This window comes from Nocardiopsis sp. CNR-923 (genome assembly GCF_001942255.1).
Taxonomy (GTDB): domain Bacteria; phylum Actinomycetota; class Actinomycetes; order Streptosporangiales; family Streptosporangiaceae; genus Nocardiopsis.
The window spans coordinates 12,519-29,003 of record NZ_MKKC01000076.1 but is presented as its reverse complement, the minus strand read 5'-3'; the positions used below and the strand labels follow the sequence as shown (position 1 = coordinate 29,003).

General features: G+C 72.4%; 11 protein-coding genes. 4 read left to right on the top strand and 7 right to left on the bottom strand.

Translation table 11 applies throughout. From position 1 onward, the window contains the following. Nucleotides 1-162 precede the first annotated feature (162 nt). From BJF83_RS10620 to hisS, 4 genes are all read right to left on the bottom strand, one after another. A complete protein-coding gene (locus BJF83_RS10620; RefSeq protein ID WP_075926154.1) occupies nucleotides 163-1,011 on the bottom strand; it encodes an AMP-binding protein in 849 nt (282 codons plus the stop codon). A 302-nt stretch (nucleotides 1,012-1,313) separates the two neighbouring features. Then, nucleotides 1,314-3,827, bottom strand: coding sequence for a LuxR C-terminal-related transcriptional regulator (locus tag BJF83_RS10615; protein WP_075926260.1), 2,514 nt, complete (start codon nucleotides 3,825-3,827; stop codon nucleotides 1,314-1,316). A 167-nt stretch (nucleotides 3,828-3,994) separates the two neighbouring features. After that, a complete protein-coding gene (locus tag BJF83_RS10610; protein ID WP_075926153.1) occupies nucleotides 3,995-6,448 on the bottom strand; it encodes a LuxR C-terminal-related transcriptional regulator in 2,454 nt (817 codons plus the stop codon). Between the two features lie 164 nt (nucleotides 6,449-6,612). Further along, nucleotides 6,613-7,941, bottom strand: coding sequence for a histidine--tRNA ligase (hisS, locus tag BJF83_RS10605; protein WP_075926152.1), 1,329 nt, complete (start codon nucleotides 7,939-7,941; stop codon nucleotides 6,613-6,615). A gap of 758 nt (nucleotides 7,942-8,699) precedes the next feature. Between hisS and BJF83_RS10600 the strand changes: the two genes are divergently transcribed. The 4 genes from BJF83_RS10600 (at nucleotide 8,700) to BJF83_RS10585 (ending at nucleotide 13,136) form a co-directional block, all read left to right on the top strand. Further along, a complete protein-coding gene (locus BJF83_RS10600) occupies nucleotides 8,700-9,314 on the top strand; it encodes an ATP/GTP-binding protein (RefSeq protein ID WP_075926151.1) in 615 nt (204 codons plus the stop codon). Between the two features lie 287 nt (nucleotides 9,315-9,601). Further along, nucleotides 9,602-11,908, top strand: a complete 2,307-nt coding sequence (gene secA2, locus BJF83_RS10595; protein ID WP_075926150.1) for an accessory Sec system translocase SecA2 — start codon at nucleotides 9,602-9,604, stop codon at nucleotides 11,906-11,908. 183 nt (nucleotides 11,909-12,091) lie between these two features. Beyond that, nucleotides 12,092-12,361, top strand: coding sequence for a DUF6406 domain-containing protein (locus BJF83_RS10590; RefSeq protein ID WP_075926149.1), 270 nt, complete (start codon nucleotides 12,092-12,094; stop codon nucleotides 12,359-12,361). Between the two features lie 469 nt (nucleotides 12,362-12,830). Beyond that, the gene (locus BJF83_RS10585) at nucleotides 12,831-13,136 is read left to right on the top strand and encodes a Dabb family protein (protein ID WP_075926148.1); all 306 of its coding nucleotides are present in this window, start codon (nucleotides 12,831-12,833) and stop codon (nucleotides 13,134-13,136) included. Nucleotides 13,137-13,399: 263 nt separating this feature from the next. Here the strand turns inward: BJF83_RS10585 and BJF83_RS10580 are convergent, their stop codons facing one another. The 3 genes from BJF83_RS10580 to BJF83_RS10570 all read right to left on the bottom strand — a co-directional run bounded on the left by BJF83_RS10580 (nucleotide 13,400) and on the right by BJF83_RS10570 (nucleotide 16,442). Further along, nucleotides 13,400-13,753 (bottom strand): hypothetical protein, encoded by a 354-nt coding sequence (locus tag BJF83_RS10580; RefSeq protein WP_075926147.1) that lies wholly within the window; start codon nucleotides 13,751-13,753, stop codon nucleotides 13,400-13,402. Nucleotides 13,754-14,254: 501 nt separating this feature from the next. Then, nucleotides 14,255-15,178, bottom strand: a complete 924-nt coding sequence (locus BJF83_RS10575) for a cytochrome d ubiquinol oxidase subunit II (protein ID WP_075926146.1) — start codon at nucleotides 15,176-15,178, stop codon at nucleotides 14,255-14,257. A gap of 16 nt (nucleotides 15,179-15,194) precedes the next feature. Further along, entirely contained in the window at nucleotides 15,195-16,442 is a 1,248-nt protein-coding gene (locus BJF83_RS10570) for a cytochrome ubiquinol oxidase subunit I (RefSeq protein WP_075926259.1), read from the bottom strand. Between the last annotated feature and the right edge of the window lie 43 nt (nucleotides 16,443-16,485).

Genomic DNA, 16,485 nt, shown 5'->3' with positions numbered 1-16,485 from the left:
ACCGGTGACCCCGGGGGGTCTCGGTTCGGGCGCCGGCAGGGTTCCGCGAGACGAGGCTGGCCGCGAGCGAGGATCAGGCGGCAGGCGCCGCCGGGGACGAAGCATCCCCGCCGACACCCGAACACGGTCCGAAGCCGAGCGGAGGACCAAAGAGAACACGGCTCAGTACATCGAGTCGGCGTGCGGGTGGGCCACCCGCGTCGGTTCGGGGGCGCAGCGGACCGTCACCTGACGCCCCTCCGGCACAGCGGAGCCCTCCCCGGCCACGACGCACGCCCCCGTCCAGAGCGCGAGCGCCACCAGCGCCACCCGTGTGGGCTCGTCACCGCCCTCGTCCACGGCGACCACGTCGTCGGAGGCCAGGTCCAGTCGGCCCCGCAGTTCGCCGAAGCGCGCCATGAGGTCGCTGTGCGGGTAGAGCGTGGCCAGGACGCCGTCACTGGTGCGCTCGTAGCCCAGGATGCCGTTGTCGAAGAGCCCTCGGGTGGGGCTGTAGCCGCTGCCGTCCGGGCTGGGCTGGAGGAGGTCGTCGAAGGGGGTCGTGCCCAGGGCTTTCCCGAAGGCGATCACCTGGCGCACCCGCGAGCGCTCCGCCAGTTCCAGGGCGGTCTGGGCCAGATCGGCGGTGACGAGCAGCAGCCGCGTGTCGGTCTCGGCGAGGATGGCGCTCTGTGTGTCCAGGTCGGAGGAGGTCGCCAGCGGCAGGGCGCGACCGCCGACGGACATCACGGTGTAGGTGGCCAGGAAGCGCTCGGGTGAGACGGGGGCCAGCACCCCCACGACGTCGCCGAAGCACATCCCCCGGCGGCTCAGTCCCGCGGCCGCCCGCTCCACGGTGGCGGCGAAGGTCAGCGCGTCCATCCGGCCGTTCCGCCCACGGATGGTGCCTCCCCGCGCGGGGCGCAGCCGCAGTCGCTCGCACAGTCCCCCCGTGAGGGAACCGATCGGGTCGTCCCTACGTGGCAGTTGGTGTCCCGGCCGTCCGGCTCCCGCAGTCAGTGCTACCCCCATGCGTACCCCCAGTCGTCCCAGGCGGAGGTGGTTCGGCTGTCCGGGCTCGTCACGCCCCCTCCACGTGGCGAGCCCGGTCCACCGTGCCGGTTGGCCGACGCCGATCCCCTCCCCTGGGAGCGCTTCGTCCTGACACGGTTCTCCGCCGACCCCGGGTGGTGTCGGGCCCGAGGTCCCATGGCTGGAAGCCTAGCGTGTTCACGTCCAGATGCACATGCATGTTGCGATGCAGATGCATATGTAGATTGAGTGCGTGCGCCTGCGGCGTGGCCGGGGAGCAGCCGCTTCGGCCTCACCGGGGCTCAGCCCGGTGAGCCGTGCCGCTCGATCCAGGAGGTGATCTGGGTACGCGAGTTGAAGCCCATCTTCCGGTTGATGTTGGCGACGTGCCGGGCAGCCGTCGACGGTGTGATGTACAGCGCCCGGGCGATCTCCGGGTTGCTCTTGCCCGTGCTGACCAGGCGCGCGATCTCCAGCTCCCGCCTGGTCAGACGCTGTTGAGGGCTGGTCGACTCGGGCGAGGGCGCGGCGGGGACCCCCGCCCGCTTCGCCCGAGTCCCGCCCCGCCGTGCGCTCGACGGGCGCCGCGGCGGTCGTCGGCCCTCCTCGGACAGGCGCTCCGCCTCCCGGACGGCCTCGGCCAGGTCCAGGACGCGCCCCTGCTCCCACCACCCGACCAGCTGCCGCCGCCGGCGGCGGACCCGCTCCTGGTCCGCGAACGGCCACGGCGCGGGGTGCGTGGTCAGCCCCAGACGGCCTCGCACCTCCATGGCCGCGCCCGCCAGGCGGCAGGCCGACTCACGCTGGTTCCGCGCGAACGCGACCCGCGCGAGCGCGGTCAGGGTGCGCGCGGCCTCCGCCCGCTGCCCGGTGGCGTGGCTCAGGCCGAGACCCTCGCTCAGGTAGTCGTAGGCCTGCTCGGTGTGCCCCTGCGCGTGGGCGACGCGCCCGATGCCGGACAGGCAGCGGGCCTCCTCCGCCGCCGCGCCGATCAGCCGCTGGGTGTCCAGAGCCTCCCGGTAGCAGCGGTCGGCGGTCATGAGGTCGACGTTGGCCTCCGCCGCGCCCGCCTGGCCGATGAGGATGACGCCGACCCCCCAGCGGTGGTCGATCCCCCGCAGCAGGGTCAGCGCCGCGTTGTAGTGGTGGTCCGCGCTCGGGTAGTCGCCCTGCTGCGCGACCAGGGCGGCCCGGGTGCCCAGGGCGATCGCCTCGCCCCACAGGTCCCCCGCGTCCCTGCACATCCGCAGGGCCTCCTCCACCCGCACCGCGGCGCGGTCCCCGGCACGGGTGCGCACCTCCACCAGCGCGAGGAGGTTCAGGCACGTGCGCACGAACGCGTCGTCGCCCGCCTCGCGGCACAGCCGCAGCCCCTCCTCACCCAGGGCGAGGGCGCGGTCGTGGTCCCGCCGCACCCGCGCGAGCTGGGCCCGCCCGACCAGGGCGCGGGCCCGTGAGGGAGCCTTGGCGGCGTCCTCCAGCCCGAGAAGCAGGTCCATCCAGTGCGCGCCCTCGGAGTAGCACTGGTAGCTGACCCAGTGGGCGGCCAGGCCCACGCACAGCCGCAGGCCCGGTTCGGCGGCCCCGTGCTCGTGCGCCCAGCGCAGCAGCGAGCGCAGCGTCGAGCACTCGGCGATCACCCGCTGGCGCCCCGAGTCCCGCTCGGTCCATGGCATCGCCTGGCTCGACTCCAACCGCCGCCCGAGGTCCTCCACCAGCCGCAGCATCCGGGTGAACAGCCGCTCCTGGAACCGCTCGGCCTCGCCGCGGGCGACCAGCCGCCCCCGCGCGAACCCGCGCACCGCCTCGGGCAGCCGGTAGCGCACCCGCCCCTCGAACTCACCGGTCACCGTGATGAGCGACCGGTTGAGCAGCGAGGTCAGCAGATCGAGGATCTCGGTCTCCGGCAGCTCCTCGTCGGCGCACACCTGCTCGGCCAGCTCCAGGTCCCACCCGCGAAACACCGACAGGCGGCACAGAAGCAGGCGCTGCTGCTCGGTCAGGTTGGCGTACACGAAGTCCAACACCAGCGGCAGCACCTCGCTGCGCGCCACCGCCTGACCCGGGCCCGGGCGCACGTCCGGCGAGGCCAGGTGGGCGCGCAGGTCCTCGGCGAGGGCGTCGGGGCCGGGCCCGGGGGCGCTCGCGCCGAGCACCTCGATCCCGAGCGGAACCCCTCCGGTCAGGTCGCACAGCACCGCCACCGACTCCAGTTCCGGGGGCGAGACGGTGAAGCGGGGGTCACGGGCGCGGGCCCGGTCCAGGAACAGGCGGACGGCTTCGGCGCCGGCGGGGTCCGGCGGCGGGGCGTTGCGCGTGGCAACGGGCAGGGCCATCGGCGGCACCCGCCACACCGTGCCGCCGCTCAGCCGGATCGGTACCCGGCTGGTGAGCAGCACCGTCACGGACGGGCACTCCGTGAGCAGGACCTCGCCGACCTCGGTGACGACGTCGGCGACGTGTTCGCACGCGTCCAGGATCAGCAGGAGGCGGCGCGAACGCAGAGCCTCGACCACCGTCGTCGACATCGGCTGTCCGGGCTCCTCGACCACGCCCACCGCGTTCGCCACGCGCGCGTGGACCTCCAGGGCCGTGCCCGCGTCGGTGAGGTCGGCGATCCACACGCCGTCGGGGAAGGAGACGGTGGACTGCTCCGCGACCCGCAGCGCCAGCCGCGTCTTGCCGAGACCGTCGGATCCGCACAGGGTGACGGAGCGGCTGGAACCCAGCAGTCGGAGCAGGTCGCTCAGATCCCGCTCACGGCCCACGAAGCCGGTTCCCGGCCGAGGGAGGTTGTGCCGCGCGGGCGCGGTCAGAGGTGCCATGGCCTTCACATGTAGGGACGGTCGGGGAAGGTCTTCACCAGTGCGGAGGAAAAGGGGGCGGAATCGAACACGTAGGGAGGTGGGACGTGGTACTTGGAGTTTCTGGTTTAGCGCGTGCACGCGCACTGTGCAAGTGCTTCCGGGCAACACGCCGACCCTCATCCAGAGTCCGCCGCGAAACTCCGGCCGGTCAACTGCGTCCTCGACGAAATCGAGAGTTTCCTGAAAATGTTCGCGACGTGGCGGGCGGCGGTGGCCTGACTGATGGTCAGCCGTCCGGCGATCTCCCGGTTGGACAGGCCCTGACTGACCAGTTCGGCGATCTCGCGCTCCCGGGGCGTCAGGGACTCGGGGCCCGCGGCGCGGCCGGGAGCCCGGGGGAAGGCCAGGGCACGGTCGCGGACCTGCTCCAGAGGGAGGGCCCGCCAGGCGTTCCACGCCTCCGCGGCCCGGGCCGCGCCCACCCGCCGCTCCACCGCCGACCGCAGCCGGACGGTCTCGGCGGAGGGGCGGCCCAGCGACGTCCTCAGGTCCGAGGCCACACCCGCCAGGGCCGCCGCGCGCTCGGACTCCCGTTCCTCCAGCGCCAGCTCCGCCAGGGCTTCCAGGGCGCGGGCGACCGCGATCCGCTGCCCGGACGTGAAGCTCAGACGCAGGCAGGCGGACAGGGGATCGCGGGCCGCCAGGACGTCGCCGTCGTTGAGCAGGAGCCTGCCCAGGGTGCGGGCGCAGTGGGCGGCGGCCGGAGCGGCCTCCAACTCGCGGAAGACCGCCAACGCCTCCGACAGCAGTTCCCGGGCCCGGTCGTGGTCGCGTTCCTCGGCGGCGATCGAGCCCAGGCCGTGCAGGCTGCGCGCCACGCTCCACCGGTCGCCCAGACCCTCCGCGACCTCCATGCTGTGCTCCAGGTGCCGGACGGCCCCCTCCGTGTCGCCGCGGCGGCGGGCCAACTGGGCCAACACGCCCAGCGTGCTCCCGTCGGTGATCGGGTCGCCCACGCTCCGGGACCACTCCCGGGCTTGGTCGGCGTACCGCAGCCCCTCGTCGAGCGCGCCCGTGCGCAGGGAGAGCGCGGCCAGGGTGGTCAGCGCGGAGGCGGCCGCCCCCGCCTCACGGCAGGCCCGCGCGGCCTCCAGCGCGCACTGGGCCAGCGCGGAGACGCGCGGCGCGGGATCCAGGTCCAGGCGCAGCTCCGCGTGGAGCGCCAGGGCACGGGTCCGCAGGACGGGCGACTGCCGGTCGGGTTCGGAGTCCAGGACGCTCTCCAGGGCGCGGCTGCCCTCGGCGGCCAGGTCCCGGATCAGCCAGTAGGGGCGCAGAGCCACGCACACCCGCAGGGCGTCGTCCACCCGGCCGCGCGAGAGCGCCCACTGGGTGACCCGCGCGTGGTTGTCGCGGTGGTGGTCGAGCAGGCGCAGCTGTCCCAGACGTTCCTCCCAGGCCAACGGCTTGGCGACGCCCGCGGCGATCTGCTCCAGGCGCTGGACGCTGAACCGCAGGTAGCGTTCCCAGCGCTCGTCCTCGTCGCCCTCCTCGGCCAGGCGCTCGGCGGCGTAGACGCGGACGGTCTCGGTGAGGCGGTAGTGCGTGGTGCCGTCGATCTCGGCGTCCATCACCACGAGTGACTTGTCCACGAGCGAGAAGTGCAGCGGCAGGATGTCCGCGGGATCGACCCCGTCGCCGGAGCAGACCTCCTCGGCGGCCTCCAGGTACCACGTGGTGAACACCGACAGCCGGTGCAGCAGGCGGCGTTCGGACTCCGACAGCAGGTCGTGGCTCCACTCCAGGACCGCGCGCAGCGTGCGCTGGCGGGCGGGGAGGTCGTCGGAGCCGTCGCTGGTGAGCAGGCGGAAGCGGTCGTCCAGGCGGCGCAGGATCTGCTGGACGGACAGCACGCGCACGCGGGCCGCCGCCAGTTCGATCGCCAGCGGCATTCCGTCGAGCATCCGGCAGATCTCGGCGACGTAGCCGGAGTTCTCGCGGGTCATCTCGAACCCGGAGCGGGCGGCGTGCGCGCGGGTGACGAACAGGCGCACCGACTCGTAGCGCTGGGTGTCGCGGCGGGGGATGGGCGCGGGGTCGGCCGCGTAGGGGTCGGTGGGCGTCGGCCGGGCGGGGAGGGAGAGCGGCGGAACCCGCCAGATGTTCTCCTCCGGCACGTGCAGGGGCTGGCGGCTCGTGGCCAGGATGCGCACGCGCGGGCAGTCGCGCAGGACGGCCTGGCACAGTTCGGCCATCGGCCCGACGGCGTGCTCGCAGGTGTCCAGGAGCAGCAGCAGGTTCTGCGTGCGCAGCGCGGTGATGATCGCCTCCATCACCGTGCGGGCGTCGTCCTCGACGGCCTGGAGGCCGCTGGCGACCGTGCGCAGCGCCTGGTCGTGGGTGGAGGCCTCGCTCAGGTCGATGAAGCGCACGCCGTCGGGGAAGCGGCGGAGCACGCGCTCGGCGAGGTGGAGCGCGAGCCGCGTCTTTCCGATGCCGCCGGTCCCGGTGAGCGTGACCATCCTGGCGGTCCCGAGAAGGCGGCCCAGATCGACGATGTCGCGCTCACGTCCGACGAACCGGATGAACTCGCCAGCGGACAGGGGCAGGTTGTGGCGGGGATGAGACATGGCCTCGATTACTTGGACACCGAATCGGCCCGAGGCGCGCACGCCTGGCGGGCGCGGCAGCACGGAGAAAAGCCTTCCCCCAGTCTCGCATCGTCCGGTCGGGGCTGTCTCGCGAATGGCCGGTTCCGGCACGAGCGGCCAGAAACCGCCCATGCCGGAACCGATTACTCGGCGGTGCCGACAGGCCGCCAGGTGGCCGGGTCGGCCGGGACCTGCTCGCCGTTGGTCATGTCCTTGACCTCGTGGGCCCCGTCCACGCCGAAGGGCGGGAACCAGACGAAGGGGATGCCCTTCTTCGACGCGTACTGGATCTGCTTGCCGACCTTGGCCGTGGAGTGGAACACCTCGGTGTTGAACCCGCGCCCGCGCAGGAGCGCCCCGGTGCGCAGGGCCTCCGTGCGCTGTTCGGCGCTCGGCACCACCACCATGACGTCGGTCGGGCAGACCCGCCCCCCCTGGATCCGCCCCTCGGCCACGAGCTTGGCGAAGATGCGGGTCAGGCCGATGGAGATGCCCACGCCGGGCAGGCGGCGGCGGATGAACTGGCCCGCCAGGTCGTCGTAGCGGCCACCCGCGCAGATGCTTCCGTAGCCGGGGTCGTCGTCGAAGGACGCCTCGTAGACCGTCCCGGTGTAGTAGTCCAGGCCGCGGGCGATGGACAGGTCGGCGACCACACTGCCCTCGGGCAGGTCGGACAGCTCGTCCAGGACGAAGGTGAGTTCCGCCAGGCCCTCGGAGAGCAGTTCGGAGGCGACGCCGAGCGCCCCGACCTCACCGGCGACGTCCGTGCCGCTCCCGCGCACGCGCGCCAGGGCCAGGCAGGCGTCGGCCTGCGCGTCGTCCAGGCCCTCGGCGATGAGGACGCCGCGCACGCCGTCCTCGCCGATCTTGTGCAGCTTGTCCACCGCGCGGATGACCACGACGGGGTCCTTGACGCCCAGTCCCTCGTAGAAGCCCTGGAGGACCTTGCGGTTGTTGACGTTGAGCGTCCAGGCGGGCAGGTCCAGGCCGGCGAGCACCTCGTGGGCGATGCGCGGCAGTTCGGCGTCGAAGTGCAGCGGGACGGAGTCGACGTTGATGACGTCGATGTCGCACTGGGTGAACTCGCGGTACCGGCCCTCCTGCGGGCGTTCACCGCGCCAGACGCGCTGTGTCTGGTAGCGCTTGAACGGGAAGGTCAGCTCGTTGAAGTGCTGGGCGACGTACCGCGCCGTCGGCACGGTGAGGTCGAAGTGGAGCCCGAGTTTGGCGTCGGAGTCGTCCCTGGCGTCCGCCTGGAGCCGCTGCAGGGTGTAGACCTCCTGGGAGGTCTCGCCCTTGGCGAGCAGGACGTCCAGGTTCTCCACCGAAGGAGTCTCCACGGACGCGAAACCGTAGGACTCGAATCCGGCCCGGATATGGTCCAGCCAGCGCTGCTCCACGGCCCGGACCTCGGGGGTCCACTCGGGGAAACCGCTGATGGGAGTGGGGCGGACGACGCGCTGCTCGGACATGTGGGGTTCTCGGCTCCCTTGGGAGAGATCGACGTCGGGGTCCGTGCGCCCTCGCTCCCGCGCGCCGCGACGGGCGGCGGTCCGCGGGAGGGGGCCGCGTCCATCCTACGGCCAACCCGACTCGCGGCACGGGTCGTCCGCGGCGGGGCCGCGAGGGGCGGGCCCGCCGACCCACGTGGACGGATGTGGGCCGACGGGTTCCCCTGACGTCGGCCTCGGGCCGCCGACCGCCCCCGACACCGAAGAGCGAGGCGTCGGTGCGCGGACGGACGCCCGGAGGCGCCGCCGGGGCGCCCGCTCTGGCCGCCTGCTCGTGCCAGGAGTCCTGACGACCGTGTTCCGACGGGTGCCCTGCCCTCCACCGTAGACTCCGCCGCCGGTCGCGGACAGGGATCGGCGCGGCCGAAAGCGGCCGAATACGGCCGCTCACAAAGTCGTAAAGTCGGTCCACACGGGTACGGTTTCGTGCTTGGTTGGTCACGGTGCGTCCGTGCTCGCGGACACCCCGCCACGGAGCGCCTCCCCAGGTCCCGTGGCCCCTCGCCGTGTCCAGGGGGCCGCGAGCCACCCAGGGGTCGCGGGTTGGGTCTCGCGTCACACTGCGCCGAATCGCCTTCACGGACGGCGATCCGGTGCTAGGTTCCAGGGGCGGTGCCCCTTGTGGTGGTACGGATCCGGGGGCGTCGCGCCCCTCAAGCCCGGGTCGTGCCAACCAACCGTCCGCAGTGCGCGCCCGGCACTCTCCGCTAGGACTAACTGTGATCCAACCAGCCAACAGCTCGAAACAGGTCCGGGCAGCGACCGAACTCTCCACGAAGATCATCGTGGCCGGTGGCTTCGGGGCCGGCAAGACCACGTTCGTCGGAGCCGTCTCGGAGATCCCCCCGGTCCGCACCGAGGCCGCGGTGACCGAGGCCAGCGTCGGGGTCGACGACCTCTCCCACACACCGGACAAGACCAGCACGACGGTCGCGATGGACTTCGGCCGGATCTCCCTGGAGACCGACCTGACCCTGTTCCTGTTCGGCACGCCCGGACAGCAGCGCTTCTGGTTCATGTGGGACGACCTGGTCCGGGGCGCCCTGGGGGCCGTCATCCTGGCCGACACGCGTCGCCTGGAGGACACCTTCCAGGCACTGGACTACTTCGAACGGCAGTACCGCCTCCCGTTCGTCGTCGCCGTCAACGACTTCGACCCCGAGGCCTCCTACACCGCCGAGGAGCTGCGCGACGCCCTCGACCTGACCCCCGACGTGCCGATCGTCCACTGCGACGCGCGCGACCGCCAGTCCGTCGTGACGGTCCTGGTCACCCTCGTCAAACACGCCATGGCCCTGGAGGCCCGCCAGCGTCCGCACCGGCAGCTCGCCTGACCGTGCTTGTTTCGGGGCCGCCGCTTCGCTTCGGCCCGCCCGCCGCCCACCGCCGCCCCTCCCCGGCGGGGCGGGCACCCTCGAACGGACGCCTTCGGTGCGGTGTCCGCTCTCGTCGGGCGCCCCGGACCAGGGATTTCCCATGCTCTCCCTCGCCTGACGCTCGTTCCTCGCTGGCGGCGCCCGAGCGCACAAACCCCGCGGATTCGGGCGCGTTGGGAACACGGGGCTCTTGAAGGGAACCCGGGGGTTGTGCTCGGCGTTACCCTGGCGTGGTGTTCGGACGAATGGCGGAAAGCGTCCGCCGCCTCCTGGGCAAGCCAGGCGCGGTGGATCTGCGGCCCTATACCAAGCTCCTGCCGGCGATCGAGGCCGAGGAGGACGGTCTGCGTGAGCTCAGCGACACCGAGCTGACGGACCGCGCCATCGACCTCGGCAACGCCGAGCTCCCCTACGAACGCGACGACCTCGTGTCGTTGTGCGCCGTCGGCCGCGAGGCCGCCCGGCGAACCCTGGACGAGCGCCCCTTCGACTCGCAGCTGCTCGGCGTCATGGCCCTGCTCGACGGACACGTCGCGGAGATGGCCACGGGCGAGGGCAAGACCCTCGCGGGCGCGCTCGCCGCGGCCGGTTTCGCGCTGCGCGGCAAGCGGGTGCACGTCCTCAGCGTCAACGACTACCTCGCCCGCCGCGACGCCGAGTGGATGCGGGCGCTCTACGACATGCTCGGCGTGACCGTCGGGTGGATCAACGAGGAGTCCACCTCCGACGAGCGCCGCGCCGCCTACGCCTGCGACGTCACCTACGTGGCCGTGAGCGAACTGGGCTTCGACGTCCTGCGCGACCGCATGGTCACCGACATCGGCGACCGCGTCGTGCCCGAGCCCTCCGTCGCGATCGTCGACGAGGCCGACTCCGTGCTCGTCGACGAGGCCCGCGTGCCGCTCGTCCTGGCCGGCGCCGCCGAGGCGGTCGCCGCCGACGTCGAGATGGCCGACGTCGTCCGCGCCCTCAAGCCGCGCCTGCACTACGAGATCGACGGCGAGGGGCGCAACGTCCAGCTCACGGACGCGGGCATCGACGCCGTGGAGAAGGCCCTGGGCGGCGTCGACCTGTACTCGGAGGACGACACCTCCGTCCTTCCCCAGGTCAACCTGGCCCTGCACGCCCACGTCCTGCTTCAGCGCGACGTCCACTACGTCGTGCGTGACGGCGAGGTGCGGCTGATCAACGAGTCACGTGGCCGCATCGCCCTGTTGCAGCGCTGGCCGGACGGCCTCCAGGCCGCCGTGGAGGCCAAGGAGAAGGTCGCGCTCAGCGAGACCGGCGAGGTTCTGGACTCCATCACCGTCCAGTCGCTCGTGCTGCGCTACCCGGTGCGCGCCGGGATGACGGGCACGGCCATGGCCGTGGCCGATCAGCTGCGCGAGTTCTACGAGCTTGAGGTCGCGGTCATCCCCGACAACAAGCCGTGCGTGCGCGAGGACCACGGCACGCGCCTGTACGCCACGCGCGAGGAGAAGGAGGACGCCCTCATCGCGACGGTCGAGGACGTCCACGGGACCGGGCGCCCGATCCTCATCGGCACGCAGGACGTCGCGGAGTCCGAGCTCCTGGCCGCGCGGTTGCGCAGGGCCGGGCTGGAGTGCGTGGTCCTCAACGCCAAGAACGACGCCGACGAGGCCGCGATCATCGCCGAGGCCGGCACCCACGGCGCGATCACGGTGTCCACGCAGATGGCCGGGCGCGGTACCGACATCCGCCTCGGCGGCAGCGACATGTCCGACCGCGACCGTGTGGTCAAGGCGGGCGGTCTGTACGTCATGGGCTTCGGCCGCTACCCCTCCAGCCGTCTGGACGGGCAGCTGCGGGGACGCGCGGGCCGTCAGGGCGACCCCGGCGACTCGATCTTCCTCGTCAGCATGGACGACGACCTGTTGGTCAACCACGCGTCGGAGACCACCGGCTACCGCACGACCGACGACGGCGAGATCACCGACAGCGGCTGGCTGGCCATGGTCGACCACGCGCAGCGGGTCGCCGAGGGGCAGTTGCTGGAGGTGCACCGCAACACGTGGCGGTACAACCAGCTCATCGACGTCCAGCGCGACGTGGTGCTGGAGCACCGCGAGAAGGTGCTCACCGGGGACGAGGGCGCCCGCCACATCAGGGCGGACCGCCCGGACCGGCACAGGGAGCTGGCCGAGGAGCTCGACGACGAGAGCGTGGCCAGGGCGGCGCGCCTGATCACCCTCTACCACCTGGACCGTGGCTGGACCGACCACAACGCGTTCCTCGCGGAACTGAGGGAGGGCATCCACCTGCGGTTCCTCGGCCGCCGTGACCCCCTGGACGAGTTCAACCGGGAGGCTGTGCCGGTCTTCAAGGGCTTCCTCGACGAGGCGCGGGCGCGCGCCGCGGAGAGCTTCGAGGAGCTGGAGGTGCGCGACGGTGAGCTCGACGTCAGCGAGGTGGGCGTCAAGCGCCCGTCAATGACGTGGACGTACATGGTGCACGACCACCCGTTCAGCTCGGCACTGGAGACGCTGGTGGGCCGCTTGAAGGGTGGTAGAGGCACCGCCGAGCGTGGTTGAGAACTGCGTCACACCCTCTGTTTCGGTGCGCGGGTCGGGACCAAGGTCCCGCCCGCGCATTATTTCCGTGGGCTAGTCTTCTGAATTAGCGGCCCGGTGGGAAAGCATCGTGAACGTTCACGCTGCCGGGCCGCATGGCTGCGTTTTCAATGGATTCCGAGACGGGTTGGGACTGAAACCACGGTGGTCCACGAGATCGGTGCGCAGGAGAAGATCAGTTACGGGCGAAACGATCGTTTCGCTGGCGGTCCGGTCGGCGGCGGCCAGTTCTGGATCGCGGACGACGGCCAGCCGGTGGCCAAGATCGGCGGTCCGAAGGAGTGGCGGCCCACGCCGATGATCGACGTTCGCGTCGGTGACGTCTTCACCGTCGGCGGGCAGGCCTGGAGGGTCACGCATATCGTCGACGCGGATTCCCCGTCCGCGTATCTACTGGCGACACGCATAAGTTGACCAGGTGCCCCGGGAAACCCCCGGGGCTTTCTTTGTTCCCCCATTCGGTCGGAATTGCAACCCCCTGCAACCCCCGGTGGATTTCGTGGCGGTGCGGTGACGACGCCACGTCCTCCCGGTGCCGGTTCGGCGTCCGTCCGGGCTTCTGGGGCCCATGGCGCGTGTGTGCCGACCGGGGGAGATGGTGCCGCGGCGTCGGTGTGACATTGTGTCGCCGCAGGTCAGCACGGTGTGCGCGCGGCGCCGCGGGCTGAATCGAGATGTTCCGGTTACCTCTTGGAGGGTGTTCGCGTTACCGGCGCCTCGTTAACGTCAGTGGTGTGAGGTGCGCCCCGTCGCGTTGGGGAGGGCCCTGCTCTCGGAGAGTCCACGGGTCGCGGCGCCTCGCCGCCCCGGTCGGTCCCAGGGGCTGTCCCCCGCCCCTGGGCCTGGCCGGTCCCGTGTCGAGGAGGGGAGTAGGTTCTCCCGTATGGGAATTCGACACATCGCACTGTTCCGCTGGCGGGACGACGTCACCCCCGCCGGGGTCGCCCGGGTGGAGGAGCTCCTCGGTGGGCTGCCCGACGCCATCCCCGAACTGCGGGCCTACGCCTTCGGCCCGGACGCGGGGATCAGTGAGGGGACCTACGACTTCGCCGTGGTCGCCGACGTCGACGACGAGGCGAGTTTCGTCACCTACCGGGACCATCCCGCGCATCAGGCGGCGTTGGACGTCATCCGGCCGATGTTGGCGGACCGTGCCGCGATCCAGTACCCGGTCGAGATCACCGGATAGATCACGTTCCAAGGGACCACTGAACCCCGCTCGCTGGGCCAATCCGGCGTTCTGGGCCAGCAGGGGACTTGCGGTAGAACGCGTTTCAGTTTAGCCTCGGCGTATACCTCGCCCGGTGAGGGCGCCCGGTTGTTCGGTCATCGGGCGTCAACGGACGGCGAGTGCACGCCGCCCGGTGCGGTCGGATCGCGCCCCGACCCCGCCGGGCGGCGCCGTGTCCGCGGTCGCGGCCGTCGGGCCGCCGGAGGGCTCCGCGGCCGGGATCAGCGCAGCAGCCGCCTGAGCTCGCCGAAGGTCAGGCACGGCCATGGCAGCCCGCAGCCCAGGCACCGCCGTTCTCCGGGGTCGCCGTCCTCCTCGGGGCGGTGCAGGAACAACAGGTCGACGCAGACTCCGGCGAGGGCCGCGACCTCCTCGCGCGCGTTCGCGTAGAAGGCGACGTCGTTGATCCGGGCCAGGGCGCGGTCGGAGCCGCCCGCGCTGGGGAGGCCGACCGTGTCGGGCTCCCACGGCACCGCGCGGGCCGAGCGCTCCCGGATTCCCTGGACGCACCGCAGCAGTCGCGCGTGTTCGGAGGCGGCCCCTCCCCGTGCCGCTGGCGTCGTGAACGATGACATCGCTGATCTCCCCCCGCCGGGTGGATGCGCGGCCCCGCAATGTCACACAGGGTATATCCATCGTTGCTCGATGTCGCGGCGCATGGGGGTGGAGCACGAGCGCCCGCAACGGCGGCCCGTCCACGGAGTGTCGGTGTGGTGGTCCGGCGGAGCGCTATCCGCACTTGCCGCCGCAGCTGCAGGAGCCGCCGCTCTGGCAGCCGCAGCCACAACTGGATCCGCAGCCGCAGCCGCTCAGTTCGGGGGTGGTGGTCTGGGAGTGAGTCACGGTCCCTCCTCCGGGCTCGGCGGCGTCCGTGGCCCGTCGGAGTCCTCTGACCCGACGGGGGACGCCACGGACGCGTGTCCCGACCAAGAGGTGCCCCCTGGCCGGCCGCCCCAATCCGGCGGCGCGACCCCCGCCCCGCCGCTCCGGGGAGGGACGGAGCCCGCGGGTCGTCGCGCGAAGCAGCGGTGACCTGTGTCCTCTCCGACGTCCGGCGATGGGTGGGGCGCGAGCGCTCAGGCGAAGAAGGTCGGCTCCGGCGCCGGTTGGCGTGTCATTCGGTAGAGCCAAACCTGCCCGATGACCATGACCGGAACCATCGGAGCGAGCGTCGCCCACACGAACGCGCCGGTCGTGGCCGGGATCGCCGCCACCGGGAGGTCCGCCGCCAGGACGACGAACAGTCCCGGGACCGCGATCGCGACCGCTGACGTGTGGCGGGACAGCATCGGCCCCGTCAGCCCGCTCGTCGCGGCGAGCGCGCCGACCAGGACCGCCGCCAGGACGAGGGACACCACCGCGGCCCCGCCCGTCGGGCCTCCGGGCAGGAACGCCGCCGCGGCCGCGGCGACCGCCAGGCCCAACCCGGCCCTGGCCAGCGGACGCGTCGCCCGGGCCGCAGCGTCCGCGCTGTCGCACTCGTCCGCGCCGACCAGGCGCTCCGCGCCGAACGCCGCGCCCCGAAGGGCGAACAGGCAGACCACGGCGGCCGCGCACGCCACGGTGAACGGGCTCGCGGCCGGACCCCCGGTGAGCAGGCCGGCCACGATCAGCCCCCACGCGAGGGCCACCGTCCAACCGCCCGCGACGATGGCCCCGTCGCACACGGCCCGCCAGTCCGGCCGGTCGACCCGCGCCCGCGACCACAGTCCGGCGTCGCGGACCAGCCACCCGGCGAGGAGGGCGACGAGCACCGGCCACAGCTCCGCGACCACGTGGTGCTCGGTGGCGGGGAACAGCCCGGCCAGCACGCCCACGGCGGCGACCAGCCACACCTCCGAGGCCAGGAAGTAGGGGGCGATCGCGGCGACCACCCTGCGGCGCTGCCCCGGGGCGCGTCCCACGACGGGCATGAGCATGCTCAGACCCACATCGGATCCGGCCAGGACGAGATAGCCGACGAGGAACAGGGCGAGGAGTGCGGAGGAGAGGACGTCCATGGTGGGCTCCCTGGTGTCAGAACGGGTGGACGGGGGCGGCGGGCTCCTCGGACGCGGTCTCCCCGCGCTCGGCGAGGGGACCGCCGTCGGGACCGAGCCGGGCGTAGCGCACCAGGAGCCAGCAGGTGACCGAGGCCAGCACCGCGAACGCCCCGGTGAAGAGCGAGAAGGAGACCAGGGCCGTCCCCGGCGACAGGGGGGTCATCGCGTCCGCCGTGGTCAGGTGGTGGACGACGACCCACGGCTGCCGGCCGGTCTCCCGGAACACCCAGCCGCCGGCGCTGGCCGCGTACGGCAGGAGCGGGGCCGCCACGAGCGGGGCCAGGAACCAACGCCACCGGTCGAGCCCGCCGAACGGCCACGCCAGCAGCATCAGCGGACCCATCAGGGCGATGAGGGTCCACGCCAGGACCATCGTCGTCTCGCCGGCCAGGCCCGCCACCTCGGCCGCTCCGCCCTCGGCCGTCGCCTCGATCGCCGCGATCTCCTCGGCCGAGTAGGTCAGACCGCTGGTCGGCGGCGCCTCGCCGAAGTACTCGAACTGCGTCCCGCCGAAGGCCGCCACGGGCAGGACCAGGAGGGTGACCGTGATCGCCGCGTAGCGCACGCCCCGCCGGAAGATCCCGTGCGGGTCGTCGCGCCGCATCAGGTGGTAGGCGCTCACGGCCGCGATCACCAGGGCGCCCACCAGCGCCGCGCCGGTCACCACGTGCCCGAACGCCAGCGCCGAGGCCGGGTTGGCCAGCAGCGCCGCCGGGTCCGTCAGGTGCGCCACGCCGTCCACCGTCTCGAAGCCGACCGGGTGGCGCAGGAACCCGTTGGCGACCAGCACCCACCACGCGGACGCGTAGGCGGTGGTCGTGACCACGGCGAAGCACGCCAGGTGCGCCCACCGGCCCATCCGGTCCCAGCCGAAGACCCACAGCCCGAGGAACGTGGACTCGACGAAGAACGCGGTCATCGTCTCCACCGCGATCGGCGCGGCGAACGAGTAGCCGAAGACCTCCTGGAGCCCGCTCCAGTTCAGTCCGAGCTGGAGTTCCATCACCAGGCCGGACAGGACGCCCATGCCGTAGTTGACCAGGTAGAGGCCGCCCCAGAACCGGACCGCGGCCATCCGCGACCGGTCGCCGCGCACGGCGGCGACCGCCTGCGTGACCAGGATGTAGGGGGCGAGGCCCAGGGTGAGGGCCACGAACATGTAGTGCGTGGCGGCCGTCAGGGCGAACTGGAGCCGCGCGAGCAGGAGTGGATCTTCGAGCATGGGCGGGCCTCGGGGTCGGGTGCCGTGGACGGGGTTCAGCATC